This window comes from Kitasatospora sp. NPDC093102 (genome assembly GCF_040683915.1).
GTDB lineage: Bacteria > Actinomycetota > Actinomycetes > Streptomycetales > Streptomycetaceae > Kitasatospora.
Window position 1 is genome coordinate 1 of sequence record NZ_JBFBFA010000067.1, and the last position, 22,939, is coordinate 22,939.

Annotated in this window: 18 protein-coding genes and 3 pseudogenes; 13 read left to right on the forward strand and 8 right to left on the reverse strand. The window is 72.7% G+C overall.

All coding sequences use genetic code 11. The annotated features are described in order from the left end of the window. The first annotated feature begins 119 nt into the window (after positions 1–119). Both tnpA and AB0O11_RS36715 read left to right on the forward strand, forming a co-directional pair. Positions 120–522: pseudogene (gene tnpA, locus AB0O11_RS36710) on the forward strand (IS200/IS605 family transposase). 178 nt (positions 523–700) lie between these two features. Continuing rightward, positions 701–1,972 (forward strand): MFS transporter, encoded by a 1,272-nt coding sequence (locus tag AB0O11_RS36715; RefSeq protein WP_363396130.1) that lies wholly within the window; start codon positions 701–703, stop codon positions 1,970–1,972. A gap of 162 nt (positions 1,973–2,134) precedes the next feature. Here AB0O11_RS36715 and AB0O11_RS36720 read toward each other — a convergent pair whose 3' ends face one another. After that, entirely contained in the window at positions 2,135–2,464 is a 330-nt protein-coding gene (locus AB0O11_RS36720) for a DUF664 domain-containing protein (protein WP_363396132.1), read from the reverse strand. A 167-nt stretch (positions 2,465–2,631) separates the two neighbouring features. On the opposite strand from AB0O11_RS36720, the gene AB0O11_RS36725 reads away from it, so the two are divergent. After that, complete coding sequence (locus tag AB0O11_RS36725; protein WP_363396174.1) at positions 2,632–3,831, forward strand: transposase; 1,200 nt, start codon at positions 2,632–2,634, stop codon at positions 3,829–3,831. Positions 3,832–3,876: 45 nt separating this feature from the next. Here AB0O11_RS36725 and AB0O11_RS36730 read toward each other — a convergent pair. Beyond that, positions 3,877–4,053 (reverse strand): annotated as a pseudogene (locus AB0O11_RS36730) (DUF664 domain-containing protein); the annotation flags it as partial. A gap of 344 nt (positions 4,054–4,397) precedes the next feature. Between AB0O11_RS36730 and AB0O11_RS36735 the strand changes: the two are divergent. Further along, complete coding sequence (locus AB0O11_RS36735) at positions 4,398–5,948, forward strand: alpha/beta hydrolase (protein WP_363396135.1); 1,551 nt, start codon at positions 4,398–4,400, stop codon at positions 5,946–5,948. 80 nt (positions 5,949–6,028) lie between these two features. On the opposite strand, the gene AB0O11_RS36740 is transcribed toward AB0O11_RS36735, so the two are convergent. Then, a complete protein-coding gene (locus AB0O11_RS36740) occupies positions 6,029–9,286 on the reverse strand; it encodes a BTAD domain-containing putative transcriptional regulator (RefSeq protein ID WP_363396138.1) in 3,258 nt (1,085 codons plus the stop codon). 313 nt (positions 9,287–9,599) lie between these two features. On the opposite strand from AB0O11_RS36740, the gene AB0O11_RS36745 reads away from it, so the two are divergent. Further along, positions 9,600–12,161: a helix-turn-helix domain-containing protein gene (locus AB0O11_RS36745; RefSeq protein WP_363396141.1), complete on the forward strand. Its 2,562-nt coding sequence runs from the start codon at positions 9,600–9,602 to the stop codon at positions 12,159–12,161. Positions 12,162–12,255: 94 nt separating this feature from the next. Beyond that, entirely contained in the window at positions 12,256–12,804 is a 549-nt protein-coding gene (locus AB0O11_RS36750) for a helix-turn-helix transcriptional regulator (protein ID WP_363396144.1), read from the forward strand. On the opposite strand, the pseudogene AB0O11_RS36755 reads toward AB0O11_RS36750, so the two are convergent. Next, positions 12,801–12,905, reverse strand: a pseudogene (locus AB0O11_RS36755) (IS481 family transposase); the annotation flags it as partial. The gene AB0O11_RS36750 and the pseudogene AB0O11_RS36755 overlap by 4 nt on opposite strands. 23 nt (positions 12,906–12,928) lie before the next feature. Beyond that, positions 12,929–13,408 carry a CGNR zinc finger domain-containing protein gene (locus AB0O11_RS36760; RefSeq protein WP_363396147.1) on the reverse strand — a complete coding sequence of 160 codons (480 nt, stop codon included), beginning with the start codon at positions 13,406–13,408 and terminating at the stop codon, positions 12,929–12,931. A 105-nt stretch (positions 13,409–13,513) separates the two neighbouring features. Between AB0O11_RS36760 and AB0O11_RS36765 the strand changes: the two genes are divergently transcribed. Further along, positions 13,514–14,380: an alpha/beta hydrolase gene (locus AB0O11_RS36765; protein WP_363396150.1), complete on the forward strand. Its 867-nt coding sequence runs from the start codon at positions 13,514–13,516 to the stop codon at positions 14,378–14,380. Between the two features lie 388 nt (positions 14,381–14,768). Here AB0O11_RS36765 and AB0O11_RS36770 read toward each other — a convergent pair whose 3' ends face one another. After that, positions 14,769–15,269 (reverse strand): diadenosine tetraphosphate hydrolase, encoded by a 501-nt coding sequence (locus AB0O11_RS36770; RefSeq protein WP_363396153.1) that lies wholly within the window; start codon positions 15,267–15,269, stop codon positions 14,769–14,771. A 480-nt stretch (positions 15,270–15,749) separates the two neighbouring features. On the opposite strand from AB0O11_RS36770, the gene AB0O11_RS36775 reads away from it, so the two are divergent. The 5 genes from AB0O11_RS36775 to AB0O11_RS36795 all read left to right on the forward strand — a co-directional run bounded on the left by AB0O11_RS36775 (position 15,750) and on the right by AB0O11_RS36795 (position 19,801). Then, entirely contained in the window at positions 15,750–16,289 is a 540-nt protein-coding gene (locus tag AB0O11_RS36775) for a SigE family RNA polymerase sigma factor (protein ID WP_363396177.1), read from the forward strand. Next, complete coding sequence (locus AB0O11_RS36780) at positions 16,286–16,990, forward strand: hypothetical protein (RefSeq protein ID WP_363396156.1); 705 nt, start codon at positions 16,286–16,288, stop codon at positions 16,988–16,990. The genes AB0O11_RS36775 and AB0O11_RS36780 overlap by 4 nt, the downstream gene beginning before the upstream one ends. Before the next feature lie 352 nt (positions 16,991–17,342). Further along, the gene (gene thpR, locus AB0O11_RS36785; RefSeq protein WP_363396159.1) at positions 17,343–17,960 is read left to right on the forward strand and encodes an RNA 2',3'-cyclic phosphodiesterase; all 618 of its coding nucleotides are present in this window, start codon (positions 17,343–17,345) and stop codon (positions 17,958–17,960) included. Between the two features lie 512 nt (positions 17,961–18,472). Next, on the forward strand, positions 18,473–19,426 hold the full coding sequence (locus AB0O11_RS36790; RefSeq protein ID WP_363396162.1) for an NADP-dependent oxidoreductase: 954 nt from the start codon (positions 18,473–18,475) through the stop codon (positions 19,424–19,426). 195 nt (positions 19,427–19,621) lie between these two features. Then, positions 19,622–19,801, forward strand: a complete 180-nt coding sequence (locus AB0O11_RS36795) for an alpha-hydroxy-acid oxidizing protein (RefSeq protein WP_363396180.1) — start codon at positions 19,622–19,624, stop codon at positions 19,799–19,801. A gap of 105 nt (positions 19,802–19,906) precedes the next feature. Here the strand turns inward: AB0O11_RS36795 and AB0O11_RS36800 are convergent, their stop codons facing one another. Both AB0O11_RS36800 and AB0O11_RS36805 read right to left on the reverse strand, forming a co-directional pair. Continuing rightward, positions 19,907–20,605, reverse strand: coding sequence for an SDR family oxidoreductase (locus tag AB0O11_RS36800; RefSeq protein WP_363396165.1), 699 nt, complete (start codon positions 20,603–20,605; stop codon positions 19,907–19,909). A 360-nt stretch (positions 20,606–20,965) separates the two neighbouring features. Further along, on the reverse strand, positions 20,966–21,190 hold the full coding sequence (locus tag AB0O11_RS36805; protein WP_363396168.1) for a hypothetical protein: 225 nt from the start codon (positions 21,188–21,190) through the stop codon (positions 20,966–20,968). A 93-nt stretch (positions 21,191–21,283) separates the two neighbouring features. Here AB0O11_RS36805 and AB0O11_RS36810 point away from each other — a divergent pair, with 93 nt between their 5' ends. Continuing rightward, entirely contained in the window at positions 21,284–22,360 is a 1,077-nt protein-coding gene (locus AB0O11_RS36810) for an ADP-ribosylglycohydrolase family protein (protein WP_363396171.1), read from the forward strand. Positions 22,361–22,939 lie beyond the last annotated feature (579 nt).

Here is a 22,939-nt window from a genome sequence, read left to right on the forward strand (position 1 = left end):
GCCCGAGTCCAAGTGCATCGACATCGCTGTACCCCCAGTTCGCGCCCGCGATTCTGCCGCACAACACACTCACAGCCGCGGACGCCACACACCTCGTGATCGCGTCGACTTCACCCGAATTGGGCAACAGGGTCCTTCACGTCATCTACAACCTGCACGTCCACTTGGTTTTCGTCACCAAGTACCGGCGCAGAGCCTTCACCGACGCCATGCTGACCCGCTGCGAAGAGATCACGCGGGACGTGTGTACGGACTGAGGCCGAGTTGAAGCAGTTCAACGGCGAGCAGGATCACGTACACCTACTGGTGCACCACCCGCCCAAAGTCCAGCTCTCCAAGCTGGTCAACAGCCTCAAAGGCGTCAGCTCCCGGCGTCTGCGACAGGAGTACGACAGCCACGTCCGCCGCTACCTGTGGGGCGGCCGCTTCTGCTCCGGCTCCTACTTCGCCGGATCGTGCGGTGGCGCGCCACTCACCGCTGTCCGCCAGTACATCGAGAACCAGCAGCGTCCGACCCCGTGACCACCCCAGAGGCGCAGAAAACTCCGGCGCTCCGCGCCTCCGGGACAAGGATGGCCTTCACCTCCGGCATGAACGCCGGAGCACTGGCCAAGATCAACGGTAGACCGCGCCCGCAAGACCTTACGTGCTGGGGCGAATCATTCGCGGCGCACCGGTCCTTGGTACGACGCTGCTTCGCATGACGACCGTTTCCCCGTGTTCCCCGGCGCAGTCGGCCGCCGCGCGACGTACGACCTACCGCGAGGTGCTGGCCGAGCCTCGTTTCCGGCTGCTCTTCGTGACCCGCATGGTCGGCGTGACGGCCAGCTCGTTGCGGATCACCACCTTTTCCGTGCTGGTCTTCACGGGTACCGGCTCCCCGTTGCTCAGTGCCCTCGCCTTTGGCGCGGGTTTTCTCCCGCAGCTGCTCGGCTCGCTGGTGTTCGGCTCGCTGGCCGACCGTCTGCCGCCCCGGGCGCTGATCGCCGGAGGTTTCCTGGTAGAGGGTGCGGCGGCGGCGCTGCTCGCCCTGGTCCGGTTGCCGACGGCGGCCGGCCTGGCTCTGGTCGCCCTCGTTGCGCTCGCCACGCCGGTGTTCAGCGGCGCCTCGGCCCGGCTGGTGGCCGGCTGGCTCAGTGGTGACGCATATGTGCTCGGACGCTCCCTCAACAACCTGGCCTCCAGCGGCGCGCAGCTGTTCGGCCTGGCGCTCGGCGGCGCGGTCGTCGAGGCCCTGGGGCCGCGGCAGGCGCTGGCGATCGGTGCGGCGCTGAACCTGGTGTGCGCGGGGGCCGTCCGGCTGCGGATGCCATTCGTCCCTGTCGAGCGGGAGGAACGGGGCGACGCGGGCGGCAACACGGGTGGCGGCGTCGTGCGGAACAGTCTGCGCGGCGGCACCACCCTGCTGCGCGGCCGCGCGGTACGTCGGCTGCTGCTCGCCCAGTGGCTGCCGAGCGCCTTCGCCGCGGGCGCGGAGGGACTGATCGTCGCTTACGCGGGCGTACGCGGCTTCCCCGCCGGCTCCTACGCCGTACTGCTGGCCTGCCTGCCGGTCGGCATGCTCCTGGGCGACCTGCTGGTCGGCCGCCTGCTCCGGCCGTCGACGCGGGAGCAGGTGGTGGTGCCGCTGATCGTGCTGATGGGCGTGCCGCTGATCGGCTTCGCCGCGGAGCCGGGCCGCTTGCTCGCGGCAGCGCTGCTGCTCTGCACCGGCTGCGGCTTCGCCCATGGCCTGGGCCTGCAACGGGAGTTCCTGGCGGCCCTCCCCGAGCACGGCCAGGGCCAGGCCTTCGGCCTGCTCGGCTCGGGCCACATGACGGTGCAGGGCGTCGGCCCCGTCGTCTTCGGCGCGCTCGCCGCGGCGAGCGGCACGGGCGGCGCGATGGCCCTGGCAGGCGCCGGCTCGCTGCTCACCGCCGCCTGGATCCTCACCTGGCGGCGCGCCAGACCCGTAGCGGGCCCGGCCGTGTGAAGCCTGCGGGTTCGACGGTGGTGAGGTCCGAAGCCTGGCCGTGGCTGATGACCGTCAGACCGGGCGGTACGCGGCGGCCGCCGTCGGGCCGTCATGCAGCCGGTATCCGAGCCGGAACCGGGGTGGTGCCGATCCGGCATGCATGCGCGCCAGCTGCGGCTGTCAGTCGGTGACGCCGTCGGTGAGCTCGCGGACGATGTCCAGGTGGCCTGCGTGACGGGCGTACTCCTGGAGGACGTGGAACAGGATCCAGCCCAGGGTCGGCCGCGGGGTGCCGTCGTCGGGGAAGCGGCCGCCGGGCGCGGCGACGGTGGACAGGGGCGTACCCGACACGATGGCTCGGGTGTGCTTGCCGCCCGTGTGCAGCGCGGCGAGGAGTTCGGCGGCTGTTTCCTGCGGTCCGACGTACCAGCGGTCCTCCGGGCCCCGGTCGCCCCAGGGCGCCGGGACCTGCTCGGCCCGGAAGCCCCAGCGCAGCCAGCGCTGCTCCATCCCTGATCTTCGGAGGGTATCCCCGGCTTCAGCCGGGGAGGGAATCCGATCCTGGGATCGGCGGCGCGGAGCGCCGCCGCGTCCCTGCGCAGCGGAACGCTCGTGGTGTCTTCTGTCAGTGGTGTGTGGCATGTTGGTTGCCGAGGCGGTGGAGGGGGTGGGTCGTGTTGATTCGTGCGTACAAGTTCTTGCTGCGGCCCACCGTGGGCCAGCAGCAGGCACTGACGGAGATGCTGCGGGATCACTGCTCGCTCTACAACGGGGCGTTGCAGGAACGGCGTGATGCCTGGCGGCATGTCTCCGGGACGACGGTCCGCTATGGCGAGCAGTCCGCGCAGCTCAAGGAGATCCGGGCGTTCGACCCGGAGTGTCAGGGCCGCTGGTCCTTCTCCTCCCAGCAGGCCACGCTTCGCCGGCTGGACAAGGCGTTCGCCGCGTTCTTCCGCCGGGTCACGTCCGGCGAGAAACCGGGATACCCACGCTTTCGCGGCGTGAACCGGTTCGACACGGTGGACTTCCCCAAGGACGGTGACGGCTGCCGCTGGGACTCAACCCCGCACGATGCGGTGACCCGTGTCCGCTTCCAGGGCGTCGGCCACGTCAAGGTCAACCAGCACCGCCCGGTGACCGGCACGGTCAAGACGATCTCGGCCAAGCGTGAGGGCAAACGCTGGTATGTCGTCCTGACTGCCGAGCAGGCTCGGCCCGAGCTGCTGCCCGCAACCGGCAGCGTGGTCGGCATCGACATGGGCGTAGCCAACTTCCTCGCCGACTCCAGCGGCGGGTTCGTTCCCAGCCCCCGCCACGGCCGGAAGGCCGCGGCGAAGCTCGAAGCCGCACAGCAGGCCCTCTCCCGCTGCAAGCGCGGGTCGAAGCGCCGCCGCAAGGCCGTGGAGACCGTCGCGCGGCTGCACCGCAAGGTCCGCCGTCAACGGCTCGACCACGCGCACAAGACCGCCCTCGGCCTGGTCCGCGCGCATGATCTGATCGCGCACGAGGACCTCAGGATCCGCAACATGGTCAAGGCTCCCGCGCCGAGGCCTGATCCCAAGCGGCCGGGTGCCTTTCTTCCCAACGGGGCTGCGGCCAAGGCGGGGTTGAACCGCTCGATATCGGATGCCGCATGGGGGGTGTTCCTCACGATCCTGCACGCCAAGGCTGAAAGCGCCGGACGGGAAACGATCGCCGTGGACCCCCGCAACACCTCCCGGACGTGTCCCGCATGCGGGCATGTTGCGGCGGAGAACCGGCCCACCCAGGACATCTTCCACTGCACCGGCTGCGGCCACCGGGCGCACGCCGACACGGTGGGAGCCGTCAACGTTCTCCGGGCCGGGCTGGCCCGTCGCAACGCCCGGAAGGGTTAGCGAGAAGCCCCCGCGTTCACGCGGGGGAGGAGTCACGTGCACAAGGTGCTTCAGCAGTTCGAGCATGGTCCATCCGGAAGGGAGCCGGCTGACGCGCAGTTCTGTGTCGGACATTCCCTCGGTCTTGGCGCTGATCACGGATCGGTAGTAGTCGAGGTAGTCCAGCAACAGCGCGCTGGGGTCGGAGAGTTGCTGGTCGGGCTCGGGCAGGGCGAGAGTCATGGGCCGAGTCTGCCACGGCGCCGGTGAGGTGCCCCAGGGCTTTTCCCGGGTATCCGAGGCGGGACCTTCGATCGTGTGGTGGGAGAAGTGTCGGTGGACTTCTTCGGTCGCAAGCGCCCACTGTCCTGCCGGACGGCGCCCGAGCCGCTGCCAGCGGTCTGCCAGCGCTCTGCCAGCGAGGTGCGGAACTGTCGGACGTGCCGGGCGGTACGCCGCGACCGAGGAGCGCGCATGACTGCCCGGCCCGTTGACGAAAGGGCACTCGCGTGACTCGTACCTCCCCTCCCACCGGCCCCGCGGCAGGCCCGCGCCGGTCCAAGACGTCCCGTACCGCAGCCCGACGCATGGCGGCGTCGTGGAGGCTTGGCGCGGGCGTCGCCGCGGCCGCGCTGCTGACCGCGGTGTGCCCGGCGACCGCCGTGGCCGCGCCGGACGCCGCCCCGGTGCCGCGACTCGCCTGGGCGGCGTGTGCGGACGGCTTCGAGTGCGCGACCGCCCGCGTCCCGCTCGACCACCACGACCCGCGCGGCGCCGGGATCGACCTCTCCGTCATCCGGCACCCGGCGCAGGACCGGGCCCACCGGATCGGCTCGCTGTTCTACAACCCCGGAGGCCCGGCCGTGCCCGGCACCGAGGCCCTGCCCACGATGCTCGGCCAGTTCCCCGAGGAGGTGCGCAAGCGCTTCGACATCGTCAGCTTCGACCCGCGCGGCACCGGCGCCAGTGCACCCGTCCAGTGCTTCGACAACCCGGCGGACGAGCAGGCCCTGCTGGCCGGCACGGCCGCCGGCTACCCCGAGGGCGCGGACCAGCAGAACGCCTGGGCCGACGCCTACCAGCGCCTCGCCCGGCAGTGCGCGGCCCGCAACCCCGCCCTGCTGCCGCACATCTCCACCGCCAACGTGGCCCGGGACATGGACCTGCTCCGCCGCGCGGTCGGCGACCGGCAGCTCACCTACCTGGGCACCTCGTACGGCACCTATCTCGGCGCCACCTACGCCAACCTGTTCCCCGGACGGGTCCGCGCCATGGTCCTCGACAGCGCCCCGGACCCGGTGGCCTGGTCGACCGGCCACGGAGACCAGGCCGCCACCACGGGCAGCCTGCTGCGCAACGGCAGCGACGTGGCCGCCGGCCGCGTCCTGGATGCCTTCCTCGACCAGTGCGGCCAGGCCGGCTCCCAGGCCTGCGCCTTCTCCGCCGGGACGGCCGCCGCCACCCGGGCCAGGTACGGCGAGCTGCTCCAGCGGCTGCGCACCCGGCCGGTCGTGCTCGGCGGGGCGACCGTCACCGCCGGCTCGGCCGTGGAGACGACGATCATCTCGCTGTACGCCACCAACCCCGTCGCGAAGCTGCCCGTCGGCTGGGCCCAGCTCGGCGCCACACTCCAGATGTTCTGGACCGCCACCGAGACCCCCTCCCGGCCGGGCACCCCGCTGCCGCCGGTCCCCCGCCGGTCTCCGGACCAGGTCCTCGCGGTGGTCTGCTCGGACAGTGCCGTCCCGCCCGCCCGGGCCGACTACCCCGCCCTGGCCGCGTCCGCCGGAGCCCGCTCCGGCGAGGCCGGCCCGTACTTCGCCTGGGCCGACGAGCGCTGCGCCGACTGGCCCGCCCGGGACCGTGACCGGTACGACGGCCCCTGGAACCACCCGACCGCCGGGCCGATCCTGGTCGTCGCCAACACCGGTGACCCGGCCATGCCGTACGAAGGGTCCCGTGCGATGGCCCGCTCGCTCGCCCGCGCGGAGCTGCTGACCGTCGACGGCTACGGCCACACCGTGCTGGCCAACCCCAGCGACTGTGCCGCCCGGCACGAGGCCCGTTACCTGGTCGACGGTGTCCTCCCTGCCCCCGGCACGGTCTGCGCACCCGCTCGCCCGCCGTTCAGCGGCTGATCGCGCATCCGCCCTGCCGCGCCACCCATCCCAGGTGGCGCGGCAGGCACACACCCGGCCGACGTACTCCGCAGGGCCCGTCAGCCGGCCTCCAGGGCCAGCGACTCCGGCCGAGGCAACGCCCGGCCGCGCTCCCAGGCGGCCCGGAAGCCGGCCTCCCCGAGGGCCTCGGCACAGCCGTCCAGAACGGTCCGAAGCTCCGGGTCGCCCGTGTCGTGGGCCCCGCGCAGGCCGTACGCCGCGCCCAGCGCCGCCGCGCCGCGCGCCGCCTCGCCGAGCGTGAGGCAGTACTCGGCGAACCCCTCCAGGACGTCCGCCCGCACCGGTTGGTCGCCGCTGTCCGCGGCCAGCTCCAGGGCACGGTGGTGCAGCGGGCCGGCCGCGTCCGGTGCGCCGCGCCGCTGGTGGGTCCGGGCCAGACCGGTGTGCAGCAGGGCGAGCAGGTGCAGCCGCGCCGGGGCGCCGGGGCCGGTCGTGGGCAGCCGCTCCAGCCGCCGCAGCGTCTCCTGCTGGCCGTGCAGCGCCGCGTCCAAGTTCCCGGTGCGCCGGGCGAGTTCACCGAGTGCGTAGTGGGCGGCGGCCTGTAGGTGCGGGTCCCGGGCACGTTCGGCGGCGGCCAGCGCGCGCTCCAGGTCCACCCGGGCCGCGGCCGGTTCGCCGCAGCGCGCCCGCAGCCGGCCCGACAGCAGCAGCGGCAGCGGCGCCTCGCCGGAGCCGCCCGTCTCGGCGTCCCGTTCACCGGCCTCCGTCAGCGCCGCGAGCGCCTCGTCGGCCGCGCCGGTGACGGACAGCAGCGCGGCCAGCGTGACCAGCGCCATGGCCAGCCCCCAGCGGTCGCCCAGGGCCCGGAAGCCGTCCACCGCGGCCCGCAGGCACCGCTCGGCGCGCCCGATCCGGCCCGCGCCCAACTCGATCCGGCCGACCACCAGACGGGCAGCGGCCCGCATCCACCGGTCGGGATGCCCGCTGTACCGCTGTGCCGTCGCGCCCACCGCCTCCGGCGGCCCCGCCGTGGCGAGCAGCAGCGCGGCGGCCAGAGCGACCGGGTGGTCGGCCTGCTGCGCCGTGACCAGCGCCCCGCCCATCGCCTCCGACGGGATCACGGCGTCGCAGGGCTCCCGGAACGGGGAGGTGAGCTGCGCCAGGATCACGCACAGGGCGTGGGGCTGCTCCAGTCCGGGCGGCGGGGTGTAGCCGTGGGCCGCGAGGACGGCCGACGTCCACTCACCGGCCTCACGACCCTGACCACGCATCAACCAGGGCCAGGCCCGGGCGGCCGCCAGCCTAAGCGCGTGCTCCGGTGGGCCGACGGCGACCGCCCGGCGCAGCGCCGCGTCCAGGTTGCCCTGTTCCGCGTCGAGCCGGGCCAGCCAGCCGATCTGGCCGTCCGTCCGCAACCGGGGTTCGGCGTCTTCGGAGAGCTCGACGAAACAGCGCAGGTGGGCGGCGCTGGTTCGGCCGTCCTCGCCGGCCTCGACGAGTCGTTCGGCAGCGTACGCGCGGACCGTCTCCAGCAGCCGGTACCGCGCCGTCCTGGTCTCCCGGCCGGCGGCCACCACCAGGGACTTGTCGACCAGGGACGCCAGCAGGTCCTCCACGGCCGTCGGATCGGGCGCCGGCCCGCCCGGCCAGTCCCCGGCGCAGACCAGGTGTGCGTCGGGGAGGGTCGCCCCGCCGGCGAACACGGACAGACGTCGCAGCAGGACGCGCTCGTCCTCGTCGAGCAGCTCCCAGCTCCAGTCGACAACGGCGCGTAGCGTGCGGTGCCGGTCGGGAGCGGTGCGTGAGCCGCGGTCCAGCAACCGGAGCCGGTCGTGCAGCCGTGCCGCGACCTGCCCGGGGCTCAGGGCCCGCAGCCGGGCCGCCGCCAGTTCGAGCGCCAGCGGCAGGCCGTCCAGCTCCCGGCAGATCCGGACGACCGGTTCGACGGTGTCGTGGTCCAGGGCGAATCCGGGGCGGGCTGCGGCGGCCCGTTCCGTGAAGAGGGCGACGGCCGGGTGCGCGAGTGCCTCCTGAGCGGTGCCGCCGGGTTCGGGCACGGTGAGCGGTGTCACCGGCCAGAGCGCCTCGCCGGTGACACCGAGCGGTTCGCGGCTGGTGGCCAGCACGGTGAGCCGGGGCGCGGCGGCCAGCAGGCGGTGGGTCAACCGGGCCGCGTCCTCGATCAGGTGCTCGCAGTTGTCCAGGACGAGCAGGACCTCACGGCCCTCCAGGGCCCGGACGATCCGGTCGACGGGATCCCCGGCCTGATCGCCGGCGGGCAGGCCGCCGGCCAGCACCCCGGCGTCCGCCGGACGGCAGAGCGCGATCAGCACGGCCTGGGTCACTCCGTCCGGCCCGTCGACGCCCGCGAGTTCGGCGAGCCGTACGTCTGTTGCGGGCGGGGCGGCCGTCGCGGCCGCAACCGCCAGCCGGGTCTTGCCGACGCCGCCCGGCCCGGTCAGCGTCACCAGGCGGGACCGGTGCAGGCGCTCCTGAACCGCCGCCAGTGCCTCGTCGCGGCCGACCAGGCCGGTGAGCCAGGTGGGCAGCGCCGCGCGCCTGACCGGGTTCCTGGTGGACGCGGGGATCGGCCCCGGCGTAGGCGACTTGGTGCCGGACAGCACACGCAGGTGGGCGTCCCGCAGTTCGGCGGCCGGGTCGGCACCCAGTTCCTCGGCCAGGGCCCGCCGGGTGCGCTCGAACACCTCCAGTGCCGCCGCCCGTTGGCCGTCTGCGTGGAGTGCGCGCATCAGCCTGACGGCGGCCCGTTCGCGCAGCGGATGCGCGACGCAGAGTCCGGTGAGCTCGGCGACCAGACGCGGCAGTGTGTCGGCTTCGCCGAGCGCGAGGAGAGCGTCGGCCCGCTCCTCCACCGTCGACAGCCGTAGCTCCGCCAGCCGGGCCGCCGGCGCCGCGACGAACCCGGCGCCTTCGGCGTCCGCGAACGGCGTTCCCCGCCAGAGTTCCAGCGCCCCGCCCAGCAGAGCGACCGCCTCGGTGAACCCGCCCGCCGCCAGCGCCGCCCGCCCCGCCGCCACCCGCTGCTCGAAGTCCCAGGCGTCCACGCTTCCCCGGGGCAGGTCGAGCAGGTACCCGGCGGGGTGCGAGCCGATCACGGTCCGCTCGCTCCCCAGTGCCCGGCGGAGCCGGGACACCAGGGACTGCAGGGCGCCGGCCGGCTCCTGCGGCGAGGTGCCTCCCCAGAGGTCGTCCACCAGACGCTCACGGGTGACCACTCGCCCGGGGTCGAGAGCCAGCCGGATCAGCAGCAGCCGAAGCCGCGCCCCGCCGACCTCGAGAGCCGCCCCGCCCTCACCCCGTACGACCTGAAGTGGCCCCAGAACGTTGATCCGCACCCCGCCCGCTCCTCTCTCAGCACCAGCCAGAATCCAAGATCATTGTCTCGATGCCCTGCCAGGCCCGAGCGGCAGGGCACGATCCGACGGGAGGTCTCATGGTCGCGCTGCAGGGCGGTCGGGCGGCGCCGAGCGCGGGGCACTCGAACTACTTGTCGAGATCATTTGGCAAACGGCCGAGATCATCTGTCGTACGGCAACCCCCTCGCCACCGGACGTCTTCGCGCCGCCTCCGACCCGACGGTCGAATGTGCGCTGAAATGTGCGATCCAAAAGTTACTTTTAGGATAGGGTGTGGAGTGGAGGTGGGACCGTGAGTGATGACTTGTTCGCGGCGATCGACGCGCTGCTGGCGCGCCCGCGCCCGGTGGACGACCTGCCGGTGCCGGCGGAGCGGGAGCGGCTGCGCAAGGCCGGTGACTACACCCAGGAGGAGCTGGCAACCGCGCTGCGGACACGTCGGGAGACGATCGTGCGGTGGGAGGCCGGGGCGACGGAGCCGCGGCCGCCGAAGCGCGAGGTGTACATCCGGTTCCTGGCGACGCTGGCGCTCCAGCACGGCACGGTGGAGCCCACCGAGTGGCTGCGCCGCGCGCAGGCCGCCGGCCTCGTGCGTCCCGCCGACGAGACCGCGACCGACCCGGTCCAGGACCCCGTGCCCACCGAGATCGTGCCCACCGAGATCGTGCCCACCGGGACCGTGCCCGCGCGGGCGGCCACCGCCCCGCAGCCCGCGCCGGCCGATCCCGCTGCTGCTCCCGCCCCGGTGCCCGCTGTGCCGACGGCGTTCGGCGACGGGCAGCAGGATCAGGAGGTGGTGGAGCTCGACCGCACGGCGGCCGGGGACCTGGTCGCCGCGCAGCCCGCGCCGTGCGTGCGGTGCGGGCGGCCGACGCCGTACCGCTCGCAGGGGCGTCCGGTGCACATGGGCGGCTGGTGCGCGCCCGCCCCGGCCGGGCAGTCGGCCGCCGTCCTGGTTGCGGAGCAGCCTGCCCCGCAGGCCCCGGCGGAGCCGGACGCCTCGGTCGAGCCGGTCGCTTCGGTCGCTTCGGTCGCTGCGCCCCGTCAGGCCGCCCCCGCCGCTGCGCCGCGCCGTACAGCGTCGTCGCGGCCAGCCGCCACGTCGTCGCGGGCGCGCAAGGCCCCGGTGAAGACGGCGGCGAAGGGCGAGGGGCCAGCGGACTGGGAGGCCGCCGCGGCGGCGAGGTTCCCGGCCGGGCCGCTCGCGGTGCTCGACGTAGCCCCGGACGGCAAGGCCCTGGTCGCCTACCTCGCCGACGGCACGCCGGCGCCGACCGCCCCGGCCGGGCGCACGCTCGCCGACGTCGTCGAGTGGGCGCTGGAGACCAAGCTCGGCGCCCCGAGGCTGCACCGGCACGGCAAGGACGGCGATGCCCTGGTCGTCCTCACCGACGCCGCACTCGCCGAGCTCGGCCTCCCGCCGATGGGCCGCGACGAGAAGAAGGACTTCGTTCAGCGCCTCGGACAGCTGCCGAAGACCCACAAGGCCGTCAAACAGATCGAGAAGGCCGGGTGGCTGCTCACCCAGCGCGGCCTCGGCCCCTGGGCTCGGGTCTACCGCACCCCCGAGGACGGCAAGCGGGTGTGCGTGCAACTGTGCATCCCCGCCTGGGGCGCCCTCGCCACCGGTGGCTGGCAGATCCCCGACGACCTCACCGCCCCCGGCCTCGCCCGACTCCTCGGCACCTACGCGAAGCGCGTGCTCACCCCCCGCGGCTCCACCGCCGTCTCCGGCCTGGAACTCGTCACCGCGCTACGCCCGCCGACCCGCGCGCTGCGCACCGAGGCCGGCTGGACGAGCGGGCCGGTGGAGGGTTCCCGGCCCAAGGACGCCTTCGACCCGGCACCGCCGGAGGTCCCGGACGTGCACCCGCTCGCCCAGGACCGCGGCCCGGGGGAGGAACTGGTGACCGAGGCGTGGGACTGGTTCCGCGAGCTCGCCGACGGTGAGCGGAAGACGGCGCCGTACGCGGTCGGCCTCGACGTCAACATGGCGTTCCTCGCGGCCGCCGGCCGCCTGACCCTGCCGCTGGGCCCGCCGGTCCACGAGCTGAACCCCGTCTTCGACAAGCGCATCCCCGGCTCCTGGCTGGCCGACCTCTCCCACATCGAGACCGACCCGCTCCTGCCGTCGCCGTTCACCGCGGACGGGTCCCGGCCGACGGGCCCGGCCTGGTACAGCACGGTGAAGGTCGCCTACGCGGTGGAGCTCGGCGCCCGGGTTCAGCCGACCGAGGGCTGGCTGCGCCACGAGCACGGCCCCTACCTCGACCCCTGGCACAAGCGCATCCGGGAGGCGTACCTGGACACGATGGCCGCACTCGGCGTCCCGCTGGACCTGGCCGACCGCGACCCGTTCGCCTTCCTGGACGCCATGGCCGCCCTCAGGACCGGAGACCCGGCGGAGCTCGCGGTGCTGCACGCGATCAAGCAGACCGCGAAGGGCACCATCGGCAAGTTCCGCGAGCGTCCGCGCGGGCACGGCTACAAGCCCGGCGAGCGCTGGGCCGCCCTGGACCGGCCGACCTGGGACCCGCTGATGCGCGCCCTCGTCATCGACACCGCAACCGTCAACCTGCACCGCAAACTCCGCAGGATGGCCGCCGACACCGGCCTGCACGCCGTCGCCGTCCTCTCCGACTGCGCCGTCTTCGCCGCCCCCGGGCCCGGCGCCCTGGACGTCCTCACCAAACCCGACGGCACCCTCACCACCTCGCTGCGCCTGGGCGTCAGCCCCGGGCACGTGAAGTTCGAGGGCTCCCGGCCGATCGGCGAGGTGCTGGAGCTGATCGCCGACGGCGCCAACCCCGGGCGGCACATCAAGCCCGGGGGACAGGCGTCTGTAGACGAGTAACCGTTCCCTCGCGCGGCCCGCCGGCACCGACCGGCGGGCCGTCCACCACGACCACCAGCAGTGACCGCCGCCCCGGCGGCCGGGAAGGAACAGCGTGAGCCGCGAGATCGACGAGGGCCTGGAGCGTGCCGAGCGGACCCGTCCGATCCCACAGTCCGTCCAGGCCCGGATGCGGTTCCTGCTCAAGGGCGCCAAGGGCTCCACCAAGAAGCTCGCCCAGGATCTCGGCGTGTCCCAGCGCACCGTGCAGCGCTGGCTCAAGGGCCAGGGCACCCCGAAGCCGGCCGCAGCCAAGGCTATCGAGACCAAGGTCCGCGCGACCTGGCAGCCCCGGGTCAAGCAGCGGGTGCGCAAGGCGGCCGAGCAGCGCGGCTTCATGCTCCACATCCAGGCGACCTTCGGCTACAGCGCGGCCGGCGCCTCCACCGACGACCCCCGCCCCCGGATGATCACCCAGAAGATGCCCGGCGACGTCGCCAGGCGGCTCTACGCCGCCCGCGACGCCGGAGCCACCCAGGCCCAGCAGGAGGCGATCCTCGCCGAGGCCCTGCGCGACGAGTACTTCAAGGACAGCGGACGCCGCGCCTCCGGTCTCGACGTCGAGCTCAACGACATCGCCTGGATGGATCTGGAGGGCCTCTAGGTGTTCTGACCCGCGAGGTGGGGGACACGGCCGGCGGGTGGTTTGCCCGCGAGTGCGGTGTGTCCGCGGTGGTGACTGTAGGTGTGGAGCCAGTCGGGGTAGGCGGCCGTTGGCCTGGGGGCGGTCAGCGGGTGCGTTCGTAGTGACGGCGCGCCTTCGCGCGGTTGCCGCAGACGGCCATCGAGCACCAGCGGGCGCGGTTGGCGTGGCTGCGGTCGAGGAGGAAGAGTCCGCATTCGCTGTTGGCGCAGGGGCGTAGTCGGCCGGGCAGTTTCTCCTCGGTGTGGGCCCAGGCCAGGATCACCTCGACGGCCAGTCGGGCATGGTGGGGCGTCTTGAGTGCCCACCGAAGGCCCCCCGGGGTCACCTCCGGCTCCTGGTGGACCCCTTCGAGCAGTGGTTCCAGCGCGTTGGGGGAACGTTCCCCGTTCACCACGTCTCGCAGGATGTCCCGCGCTTCGCGCAACAGTGTCAGTTCCGCGAGGCTGCCGTCACCGCCGTGCGCCCGGGCCCAGCGTCTGCCTCCGGCCGCGTCGCCGAGCGCGTCCCGTTCCTCACCGTTCACCAGCGGTCTGCTGTTCAGCAGGTCCAGCAGTGTCTCCACCGGACATCATCCCCAACATAACCAGATAGAGCTGCTTGACAGGTTAGCTCGCACGTGCTTCCATGGCGAATATCTAACCGGACCAATCTGGTAAAGGGGTTAGACATGAGCTCGGTGCATCATCGGACGGCCACCGTCAACGGCCACGAGATCTTCTACCGCGAAGCCGGCCCCACGGACGCCCCAGCAGTCGTCCTGCTGCACGGCTACCCGACCAGCTCGTTCATGTTCCGCGAACTCATTCCGCTGCTGGCCGTCGATTACCACGTCATCGCGCCGGACCACCTCGGCTTCGGCCTCTCCGCCGCCCCTGGCGTGGAAGAGTTCGCCTACACCTTCGACGCCCTCGCCGAGCTCACCTCGGGGCTGCTCGACCAGCTGGGCCTGGAGCGCTACGCCCTCTACGTCCAGGACTACGGCGCCCCCATCGGCTGGCGGCTTGCACTCAAACACCCCGAACGGATATCCGCTCTCGTCACTCAGAACGGCAACGGCTATGAGGACGGGTTCGTCGAGTCCTTCTGGACCGACGTCTGGGCGTACGGCGCGAACCCCGGCCCCGAGACCGAACCCGCCGTCCGCGCCGCGCTGAGCCTCGACGCCATCCGCTGGCAGTACCTGCACGGGGTGCCCGACCCGAGCCTGGTCAGTCCGGACACCTGGGAGCACGACGTCGCCCTCGTCTCGCGTGAAGGCAACGACGAGATCCAGCTGGCGCTGTTCCGTGACTACCAGAACAACCGCCCGCTCTATCCGCTACTGCACGACTACCTGCGCACCAGCCAGGTCCCGGTGCTCGCCGTCTGGGGCCGCAACGACGAGATCTTCGGCCCGGCGGGCGCGCGGGCCTTCGCCCGCGACGCCAAGGACGTGGAAGTGCATCTGATCAACGGCGGTCACTTCCTGCTGGAGAGCCACCTGCATGTCGTCGCGGGATACCTGCGGGGCTTCCTCGGGCGGGTACTGGGCTGAAGGGAGGACGTCCCCATCCGGTCCCGACCCTGGTGGTTGCTCGCCGTAGCGGTGCAGCAGACGCCAGACGTAATGGACGGGGCCGTGCCGGCCGTCGCCGGCCACCAGGAGCGCGGTGAGGGCGGCGCGGTGGTCACCGTGCTGCGGATCGGCCCGCACCGGCAGATGGTCCGTACCGGCAGATGGTCCGCGGTCACGGGCATCCGATCGTGCCACGGGCCCCTGCAGGCCCCACTGCTCAGGGCGGTGGCCGATATCACCGTGGACCGGCCGGCCATCAACGGTGGGAACCGCGTCCTTGGTAGGGGCCGCCCCGCTGAGGATCCCTGACCTGAATCACCGATCGTCGGGGAGGATCGACCTGACGGCCGCTCCTCCCCGACGAGTCTCATCCCGCGTTTTCCGGACCGGCAGCCGGAGCGGACAGCAGGTCGAGCTCGTGACCGATCGCCTCACGCAAGGCGTCGTGCTCCGGTCCGAGCGCGCATGCAGGATCGCGCCAGTTCTCTGCGGGATACAGCCACACCGGGCGACGGACGAGATCCGGGCTCTCCCACTCGTACCGGGGCCACACATGCGCGTGCAGGAAGTTGTCGGTATTGCCGAGGATCTCCAGGTTCACGCGCCGGAACTCCGGGTCCAGCCGCCGGCAGACCCGCTCCACGGCCTCACCCAGCCGGTCCATGTCCGCCAGGAAGGCCATCCGCTTGCTCCGCGGGAGGTCGGACAGGCGCTGCACATCGGGCTCTTCGACCAACAGCACCGCATACCCCGGCAGGAACTGCACGTCGCCGATCACCGCGAAGCCGGCGCCAAGCCGCCGGAGCACAGTGGGGTTCGTGCCTTTCAGCGCGCTGCCGATCCTGTCGTCCCGCCAGTCGCCAACCATGACAGCGCACCCTACACGCGGGTGATCACGCAGAACTCAGCCGGCCGCCCCGATGACGGTCGCTCGTCGCTCCCCGGACGTCCCACTCCGTTCAGAGCCGGACGAAACGAGGCGAACAGCAGCGCTGGCCAGGCTGCACGGCACCGCCGGCGTCGACCGGGCGCTGGGCACGGCGGTGACGGCCGTCACGGTGCTGCCGGCCACGGTGCGGAAGGCGCGCCGTCCCCCTGTCACCGTGATCAGCCGGCAGAGGACCCCTCAACCGGCGAGAGCGTTCCCGAAGCCGGACGGGAGCCCGTTCTCGCGGGCAGAGCGATGCAACCCTTGTGGCCGCGCGGTGGTGAGTAGGGCAGAGCGATGGTCCGGTCGGATCGTCGCGTGGACGCGAAGAGGAATTGGATGACCGCGAGCGTATTGCCCATCCCGATGGAGGATCGGCCCCGGCCCGTCACGGCACCGGCTTCCGCGGGCGGCCCGGGCCTGCGGGAGCTTGACTTCGACGGGTTCGCCGCCACGCGCTGGCGGCGGCTGGTGCGCACTGCCTACCTGCTCACGGGCGACTACCACGAGGCCGAGGACGTCGTGCAGGCGACCTTCGCGAAGGTCTTCAGGAACTGGTCCAGGATCAGCCGCCTGGAAGAGCCGGACGCCTATATCCACCGGGCCCTGGTGAACAACAACCTGAGCCGTCACCGGCGGCGCCGGGTCAGGCAGCTGCTCGTGCCCGTCCTTCCCGATCGGGCGTACACCGCAGGCGGTGGCCACCGCGACGTCGAGGAGCGCTCGGCGCTGCTCCAGGCGCTGGCGGAACTGCCACAGCGCCAGCGGGCCGTGGTCGTCCTGCGCTACTGGGAGGACATGAGCGAGTGCCAGGTCGCCGAAGTGCTCGGCTGCTCGCCGGGCAACGTGAAGAGTCAGGCCAGCCGAGGCCTGGCGAAACTGCGCGGCCACCCGGCGCTGGCCCCGTACTCGGCAGGCACCGGTTCGACGATCGACGGCACGAACGGAGGCAACAGGTGATGGACACCGAGGACATGATGCGCGGCGCTCTGCGGGATGAGGCGGCCCGGGTCGCGGTGGCGGACTGGTCTGCCGGGCCCGTGTGGGTTCGGGTGCGTCGGCAGCGGCGGGGACGCCGGATGGCGATGGGCGCGTCGGCGGTGGTGGCCGCGCTCGCGGTGGTGGCCGGTACGGGTGCCGTACTGTCCGCGCAGCGCGGGGGCCGGGCCGTCGGGCCGGCCTCCCAGGCTCTGCTGGTACCGGTGGGGCCGGCTCCCGAGGCCGTGGTGGTGGAGCCCGGCCAGCAGCTGCCGTTGGGCCGCCAGGACTGGTGGATGCAGCTGAAGGACCAGGAGATCTGCATCCACGACGCTCCCGCCTACGAAAGCGGTCCGGGGTGCGGTGGGTATTCCTGGGCGGGGGGCGCTACCGAGATCACCATGCAGTACTACGGGGCCCCCCTGCAGTACCAGGAGGGTCTGTACAACCTCGTCTACCACGGGCCCGGGCAGGTGGCCCGGATGACCATCGAGCTGGACGGCCAGGCGTACTGGGCCACCGTCGCCTCGCTTCCCGGCAACCCGGGTTATGCCAGCGGTTACGTCTGGGGGCCCAGCCTCAAGGCCTCCAGTGATTCGAAGGCATACCCGCCCGAGGGCATCAAGCTCGCCGCGTACGACGCCCAGGGGAGGGTACTGGCGAGCAGAACGCTGTCGTCGTGAATCAGACCGGCACCGCGGTCTCGGTGCCGGTCGCAGACGAGCACCGCGGCTGCGTACTCGGCCAGGCGCCGGCGGCCGGCCCGGACGCCCACTCTGCCGCAGTCGCCGCGATCCCCACTGCGGCTGCGAACGCCTCGCGCTGGGACGTCCGCCCGCCTGCGTGGTTCGGCCCCGGTCTGTCGATGCCGACCGGTTCCCGCTCGGTACCGGCGGGCGGGGCGCAGTGGTGGGGCCGTCAGGGCTGCGGCCGGTGTTGTCGTCCAGCCGAGTCTCACAGTCTGCCCGGGCCGGCCCGGGACCTGTCCGGCACCGGCGGGCACGGGCGACCCGCCCTCGGCTAACCTCCCCCCTCGTGGACGATCACCCCGAACCCTCGACCCTGCGCGTCTTCGTGGCCCTGGCCCCGCCCGACGACGCCAAGGACGAACTGGCCCGGGCCCTGCAGCCCACCTACGCCAGGTACCCGCGGCTGCGGTGGAACCGGATCGAGGACTGGCACATCACCCTGGCCTTCCTCGGCGAACAGCCGTCCACGGCGGTGCCGCTGCTGCGGTCGGCGCTGGCCGGTCCGGCCGCGTCGCATCCCGCCCTGCGCCTGGGCCTGCGGGGCGGCGGCCACTTCGACCAGCGGCTGCTGTGGAGCGGGATCGACGGGGATCTGGAGGGACTGCACCAGCTCGCCGCCGACGTCCGGGACCTGATCAGGTCCTGCGGGATCGAGTTCAGGGACCGGCCGCTGCGCCCCCATCTGACGCTGGCACGGTCCCGCCGTGACGACCCCGTCAGCGTGCCGCAGGCCGCGGCCGGGCTCACCGGGTTCGTGGGTCGGCCATGGCGGGCCGAACGTCTCCACCTCGTCGGCAGCAACATCGGCCGTGGCCCGGGGCCGATCCGCTATCGCGACATCGAGGCGTGGCGGTTCGGCGCCGCCGTCCAGGCCCGGGGCGGCGGGGCTCTCACCGAGCCGTAGCCCGCGGGCGAGCAGGAGCCGAGTACCAGGGCGCCCGACACCACCAGCACGGACGCACGAGCCGTTGTCTGCGATCCGGGCCCGGGCTGGTCGGGGGAGCGGCTGGAACGGGAAGCCGAGGAGCCGGCGAAGGCCGCCCGTGCGGCGAACGCCTCGCTGCGCCCGTGGTGGACGGGCCGGGGTTCGATCGGTGGCGAGGCGGGTTCGAGGACAGGCGGGAGGGGAAGGACCTCGGGCCGCTGATCCTGCCCAGGCCGACCGAGCGCGAGCTGGTCGCCGCGTCGGTGACCGTGCCGGGAGATCCGTGCTGGGAGGCCCGGCGGCAGCACGTCCGCGACTGCCCCGATCGCAAGGCGTGGGGCTGCACGGCCTGACTTCTCATGGGGGTGGGTCGGTGGTTCGCTGAAGATCCCTTGAACGGGCGATGCCGGGCTGCGGCGCTGCCTGTGATGCTGGTCGTGAGTGCGTGGCCTTCGGTACGGCCCCGCCCGTGATCCGGAAGCGAGGGCCTCATGAGCATGATGCGCGCGGTACGCGCTCACCGGCGAGGAGGCCCCGAAGAGCTGGTCTACGAGAGTGCGCCGCGCCCCGAGCCAGGGCCCGGTGAGGTCGTCGTCGCGGTCCGGGCCGCCTCCGTCACCGCGGGAGAGCTTGCCTGGGACACCACCTGGACCGACAGCTTCGACGGTTCCGGGCGGGACCGGACGCCCGTCATTCCCGCGCACGAGGCGTCCGGCGTCGTGGTCGAGCACGGGGCCGGTGTCACGGCTCCGGCGTTGGGTGCCGAGGTGTACGGATTGATCCCGTTCCTGCGGGACGGGGCCGCCGCCGAGTACGTCGGTGTGCCGGCCGGGATCCTCGCCGCCAAGCCGGCCCGACTGGACCACCGCAGCGCGGCGGCCGTCCCGCTGGCGGCGCTCACGGCATGGCAGGCCCTGGTCGACCACGCCCACCTGGAGCCCGGCCGGCACGTCCTCGTCCACGGTGGCGCCGGAGGCGTCGGCTCGTTCGCCGTCCAGATCGCCACCGCACTGGGCGCAAGGGTCACCGCCACCGCCTCGGCCCGCGACGCCGAATTCGTCGTCGGTCTCGGCGCCCAGGACGTCATCGACTACGCAGGCGGCCGGTTCGAGGACCACGTGGCCGACGTGGACGTCGTGCTCGACACGGTGGGCGGCGACACCCTGACCCGGTCGTGGGCCGTGCTGCGCCCGGGCGGCGTCCTGGTCAGCATCGTCGCGCCGCCCGACCCCGGCGCGGCCCGGGACTCTGCCGCACGTGGCGTGTTCTTCATCGTCGAGCCGGACCGTGACGGGCTCGACTCCATCAGCGAGTTGATCACGAGCGGACGGCTGCTCCCGCAGGTCGACCGGGTCGTTCCCCTCGCGCAGACCCGCGCCGCGTACGAGGCGCTGGAGACAGAACACCGGCGCGGCAAGGTCGTCATCCAGGTCGCGGACGGATAGTCGACCGCAGTCCAGGGCGGTCGGGTCGCTTTCTCACGGGTCTGGAGTGTGGCCGAGGCGAAGGCTGCCGCCCGCCCGCTCGGCGGCTCCGAGCGCGGCTGCTCTCGAAGTGGTGACAAACACCAAATGAGCATGAAGGTTGTATGTAACGTGGCGGCCGGTGCGGATATCGGGGTTTGATTCCCAGCGCAGGTGATGGTCGGACGCCCGGCCCTGTGGGAGCTCGTCCACTCCGGCGCGGAGGGCGTCGCGGACGTCCTGCGGCTGCTCATGGGTGAGTTCGAGGAGGTCATGGCCCTGATGGGGGCGCCCACCGTGGCCGACTTCGAGCGGTCCGGGGTGGTTCTTCCCGGGGGCGCCCACTTCTTCCCCTGACGCCGCGCGTCCACCCGGACGCCCGAAGGCGCCTTCGGCCTGCACCGCGTGGTATGCGGCGGGGGCCGAAGGCGCCTTTGTCGTACGGTCGTCGGGAGCGCGGCGTCAGCCGAGCTGCCCGGTCGGCCGCATGGTGATGTGGTTGATGTCCACGCCCGCGGGCTGGTTGATGGCGAAGGCGATCGTGTTCGCGATCTGCTCGGGGGTCATCGTCGGCGAGGCGTCGGGGGTGCCGCCGCGCTCGTTCCAGAACGGGGTGTCCACCACCCCGGGGGCGACGACGGTCACGCCGACTCCGTCCTTGCCGACCAGCAGCCGGGTGTTCTCGGCCAGCGCGTGCGCGGCCCACTTGGTGACCGAGTACAGGTTGCCAGGCGTGTTGCGCACCCCGGCGACCGAACCGATGATCACGATCCGGCCCTTGGACTCCCTGAGGTGCGGCAGGGTCTCCCGCACCAGCAGGGCCGGGCCCAGGACGTTGGTGAGGACCATGGCGCGCATGTCCTCGGGGGCGTGGCTCTCCAGGTTGCCGGGCAGTGAGAAGCCGGCGTTGGCGATGACGTTGTCCAGTCGGCCCCACGCGTCCACCACGCGGCGCACGGCGGAGGCGACGTCGTGCGCGTCGCTGGTGTCGCCGGTGATCGTCAGCAGCCGCTCGCCCGCTCCGGTCGAAGCGGCGAAGGCGGCCAGCTTGTCCGCGTCACGTCCGGTGACGGCCACGTGGTGGCCCTGCTTGAGCAGGGCGCGGGCGGTGGCGGCGCCGATTCCGGTCGAGCCACCGGTGATCAGCGTGACGGATTCCATGGGACGGCCTCCTCAGCGATATGGGTCATCGAGGCTCCGCCAGGGTCCCGGATGCCGATGAACGCGAGGTGGCGCGTGAGGTCGGCCGGCTCCGGGTCGCCGGTTCCCCGAAACGCCTGCACTATACCCAGCGATCTTCCCGCCGAGCCGGCGCGCCATCGCTGACCGGCCACGATGCCGTACGAAGTGGCCGAACCCGCGCTGCCGGCCCCCATGTTGGGACCTGCGCGGCGCGCAGGTCCCGGGCTGCGCTCACGCTCCTGGTCCGGCAAGCATGACAGAGAGGAGTACGCGAGGAACCAGCGGTTGGCTGTGATCACGCCTCGCGTGTTCTTCGCGGAGTTTCGAGGTGCTGTTCCCTCATCTGGCCGGTGTCGTGGTGGAGTTGGTGGACCGGGCTGCGGCCGGGGTTGTCACGTTGCATGCGCGGGCCCCGCACCGCAGTGCGGACTGTCCGCACTGCGGTAGCGCCCCGGACCGGGTGCGGCGGTTCGGCCACTGCGCTGCGCCCTCGCCGTCCTCGGCGTCCTCGGCGTCCTCAAGGTCGCCACCGCCGAGCAACTCCAGGGCCTGCTGCGCCCGCACGCTGTCAACGATGTGAAGGCGTTCCTGTGATGGGATGTCATGGAGAAACCGTGGGCACGAAGGAGAGGCGGGGGGATGGTGGGGGAGTCGGCCGTGAGCGAGGCACGGGTGCGGGGGCTGGTGCTCGGGTCGGCGTTGGGGGACGCGGCAGGGGTGGTCCGGGGCCGGTGGCCGACCGAGGGGCCGTTGCGGATCGGTGTCAGTACCCAGCTGGCGGCCTTCACCATCGAGGGGGCGATCCGTGCCTCGGTGCGGCTGAACCACAGGGGTATCTGCCATGCGCCGTCCGTGATCTGGCATGCGTACTGCCGCTGGGCCGTCCTGCAGGGCATCGAGCCGGACCGGATCTCCGAGCGCTGGATGCGCGGCGCCGGCGGCCGGTGGCCGGACGGCTGGCTCGCTCAGGTGCCCGCTTTCGGTGAGCGCCGCGGCTCGGCGCCGGCCACCGTCGCCGCCTTGACCGGGCTGATGCAGGGGACTTTGACGCAGCCGGTCTCCGAGAGCCGGGGCGCCCACGCGCTCACCCGAAGCCTGGCCCTCGGACTGCTGCAGCTCCTGGCCGGTCCGGACGCCTGTGCCACGGTGATCCGGGAGACGGCCGCGCTCACCCACGGGGCTTCGGACGCACAGGACGCGGCTCTGGGTGCGGCCGGACTCGTCTCCCGCTGCCTCACCGAAGACGACCCCTTTCGGGCGTGGACGGCCTCCCCGCCGGGCCGCGGCCACCCTACGGATGAGCTGGTCCGTTCCCTGCCCATGCCGCATTCGGCGAGTCCGGACACGGTCCTGGGCCTGCTGAAGGCACCCGGCAGCGTCCCGGATTCCCGGCAGCTCGCCTGGCTGGCCCCGGACGCGACCGCCTCCGCGGCGCTGCTCGGCGCCCTCCTCGTGGTTTCCCGCTTCCCCGGCCGCGACACCGTGGGTGCCGCCCTCCGCTTCGCGTCCGGCGCGCCGGACGGCGAGTCGGTGGCGTCCACCGCCGGCGCGCTGCTCGGCGCCGCGCACGGCGTCGGCGCGTTGCCCGTCGAGCTGTTGAGTCGACTCGAAATTGCCTGGGTGCTCGACACCCTGGCGCGCGACCTGCTCCAGCAGTACGTCGACTCGCCCGGAGGCAGCGAGTACGTACCGGCCCGCGACCCGCACTGGTGGACCCGCTATCCCGGCGGGTGACAGCGCGGCGCAAGACGTGGCGGTTGGAAGGCGCGGCGGGGCCGGACGCGGCCGGGTACGTCCTCAGGCTCCCGCGCGCCGAAATGGGCTCGACGGCCCGGGGCACCGGCTGCGCGACCGGGCCCGCAAAGCAGCGGGCCGGGATCCGGAGCCGACCGCGGGCATCATCGACGCGCAGTCGGTGCGGAAATCTGCGCGTCACGCTCGGAACGACAACGGCCTCTCCATGGCGGCCGGTCGGTGTTGACTCAGCGTGGTGGCTGCGGGCCGGTCGGTGATGTTGCCGAGGCCTGGGTGGTGAGTGCGCTCACACGCGAATGCGGTGCACGACGACGGATAGTGGTGTCCGTTTTGCGCAATTTTGAGACTATTTGGTGAGTGGCGGGAGGGTGTTTACGCAGGCCGGGAGGGGTCGGCGGGGACCGACGCGCTCCGGGCGCCCGACTCTCGGATCGGTGCCGGTCTCTTCGGCTACGACGGCGGGTCGTAGCGAGGGGGTCTTGTCGATGGGCGGCCCCACCTGGCAACAATTGCTGCATCGAGCCACTCCGGCACCTGTCCCGCCGGTGAACGGCCTAC

What these genes read in the sequence shown, in the direction of transcription:
- AB0O11_RS36715 (WP_363396130.1), top strand. Translation starts at nt 701, where the DNA reads ATGACGACCGTTTCCCCGTGTTCCCCGGCGCAGTCGGCCGCCGCGCGA.
- AB0O11_RS36720 (WP_363396132.1), bottom strand. Translation starts at nt 2,464, where the DNA reads ATGGAGCAGCGCTGGCTGCGCTGGGGCTTCCGGGCCGAGCAGGTCCCG.
- AB0O11_RS36735 (WP_363396135.1), top strand. Translation starts at nt 4,398, where the DNA reads ATGGCGGCGTCGTGGAGGCTTGGCGCGGGCGTCGCCGCGGCCGCGCTG.
- AB0O11_RS36765 (WP_363396150.1), top strand. Translation starts at nt 13,514, where the DNA reads ATGAGCTCGGTGCATCATCGGACGGCCACCGTCAACGGCCACGAGATC.
- AB0O11_RS36770 (WP_363396153.1), bottom strand. Translation starts at nt 15,269, where the DNA reads ATGGTTGGCGACTGGCGGGACGACAGGATCGGCAGCGCGCTGAAAGGC.
- AB0O11_RS36790 (WP_363396162.1), top strand. Translation starts at nt 18,473, where the DNA reads ATGAGCATGATGCGCGCGGTACGCGCTCACCGGCGAGGAGGCCCCGAA.
- AB0O11_RS36795 (WP_363396180.1), top strand. Translation starts at nt 19,622, where the DNA reads ATGGTCGGACGCCCGGCCCTGTGGGAGCTCGTCCACTCCGGCGCGGAG.
- AB0O11_RS36800 (WP_363396165.1), bottom strand. Translation starts at nt 20,605, where the DNA reads ATGGAATCCGTCACGCTGATCACCGGTGGCTCGACCGGAATCGGCGCC.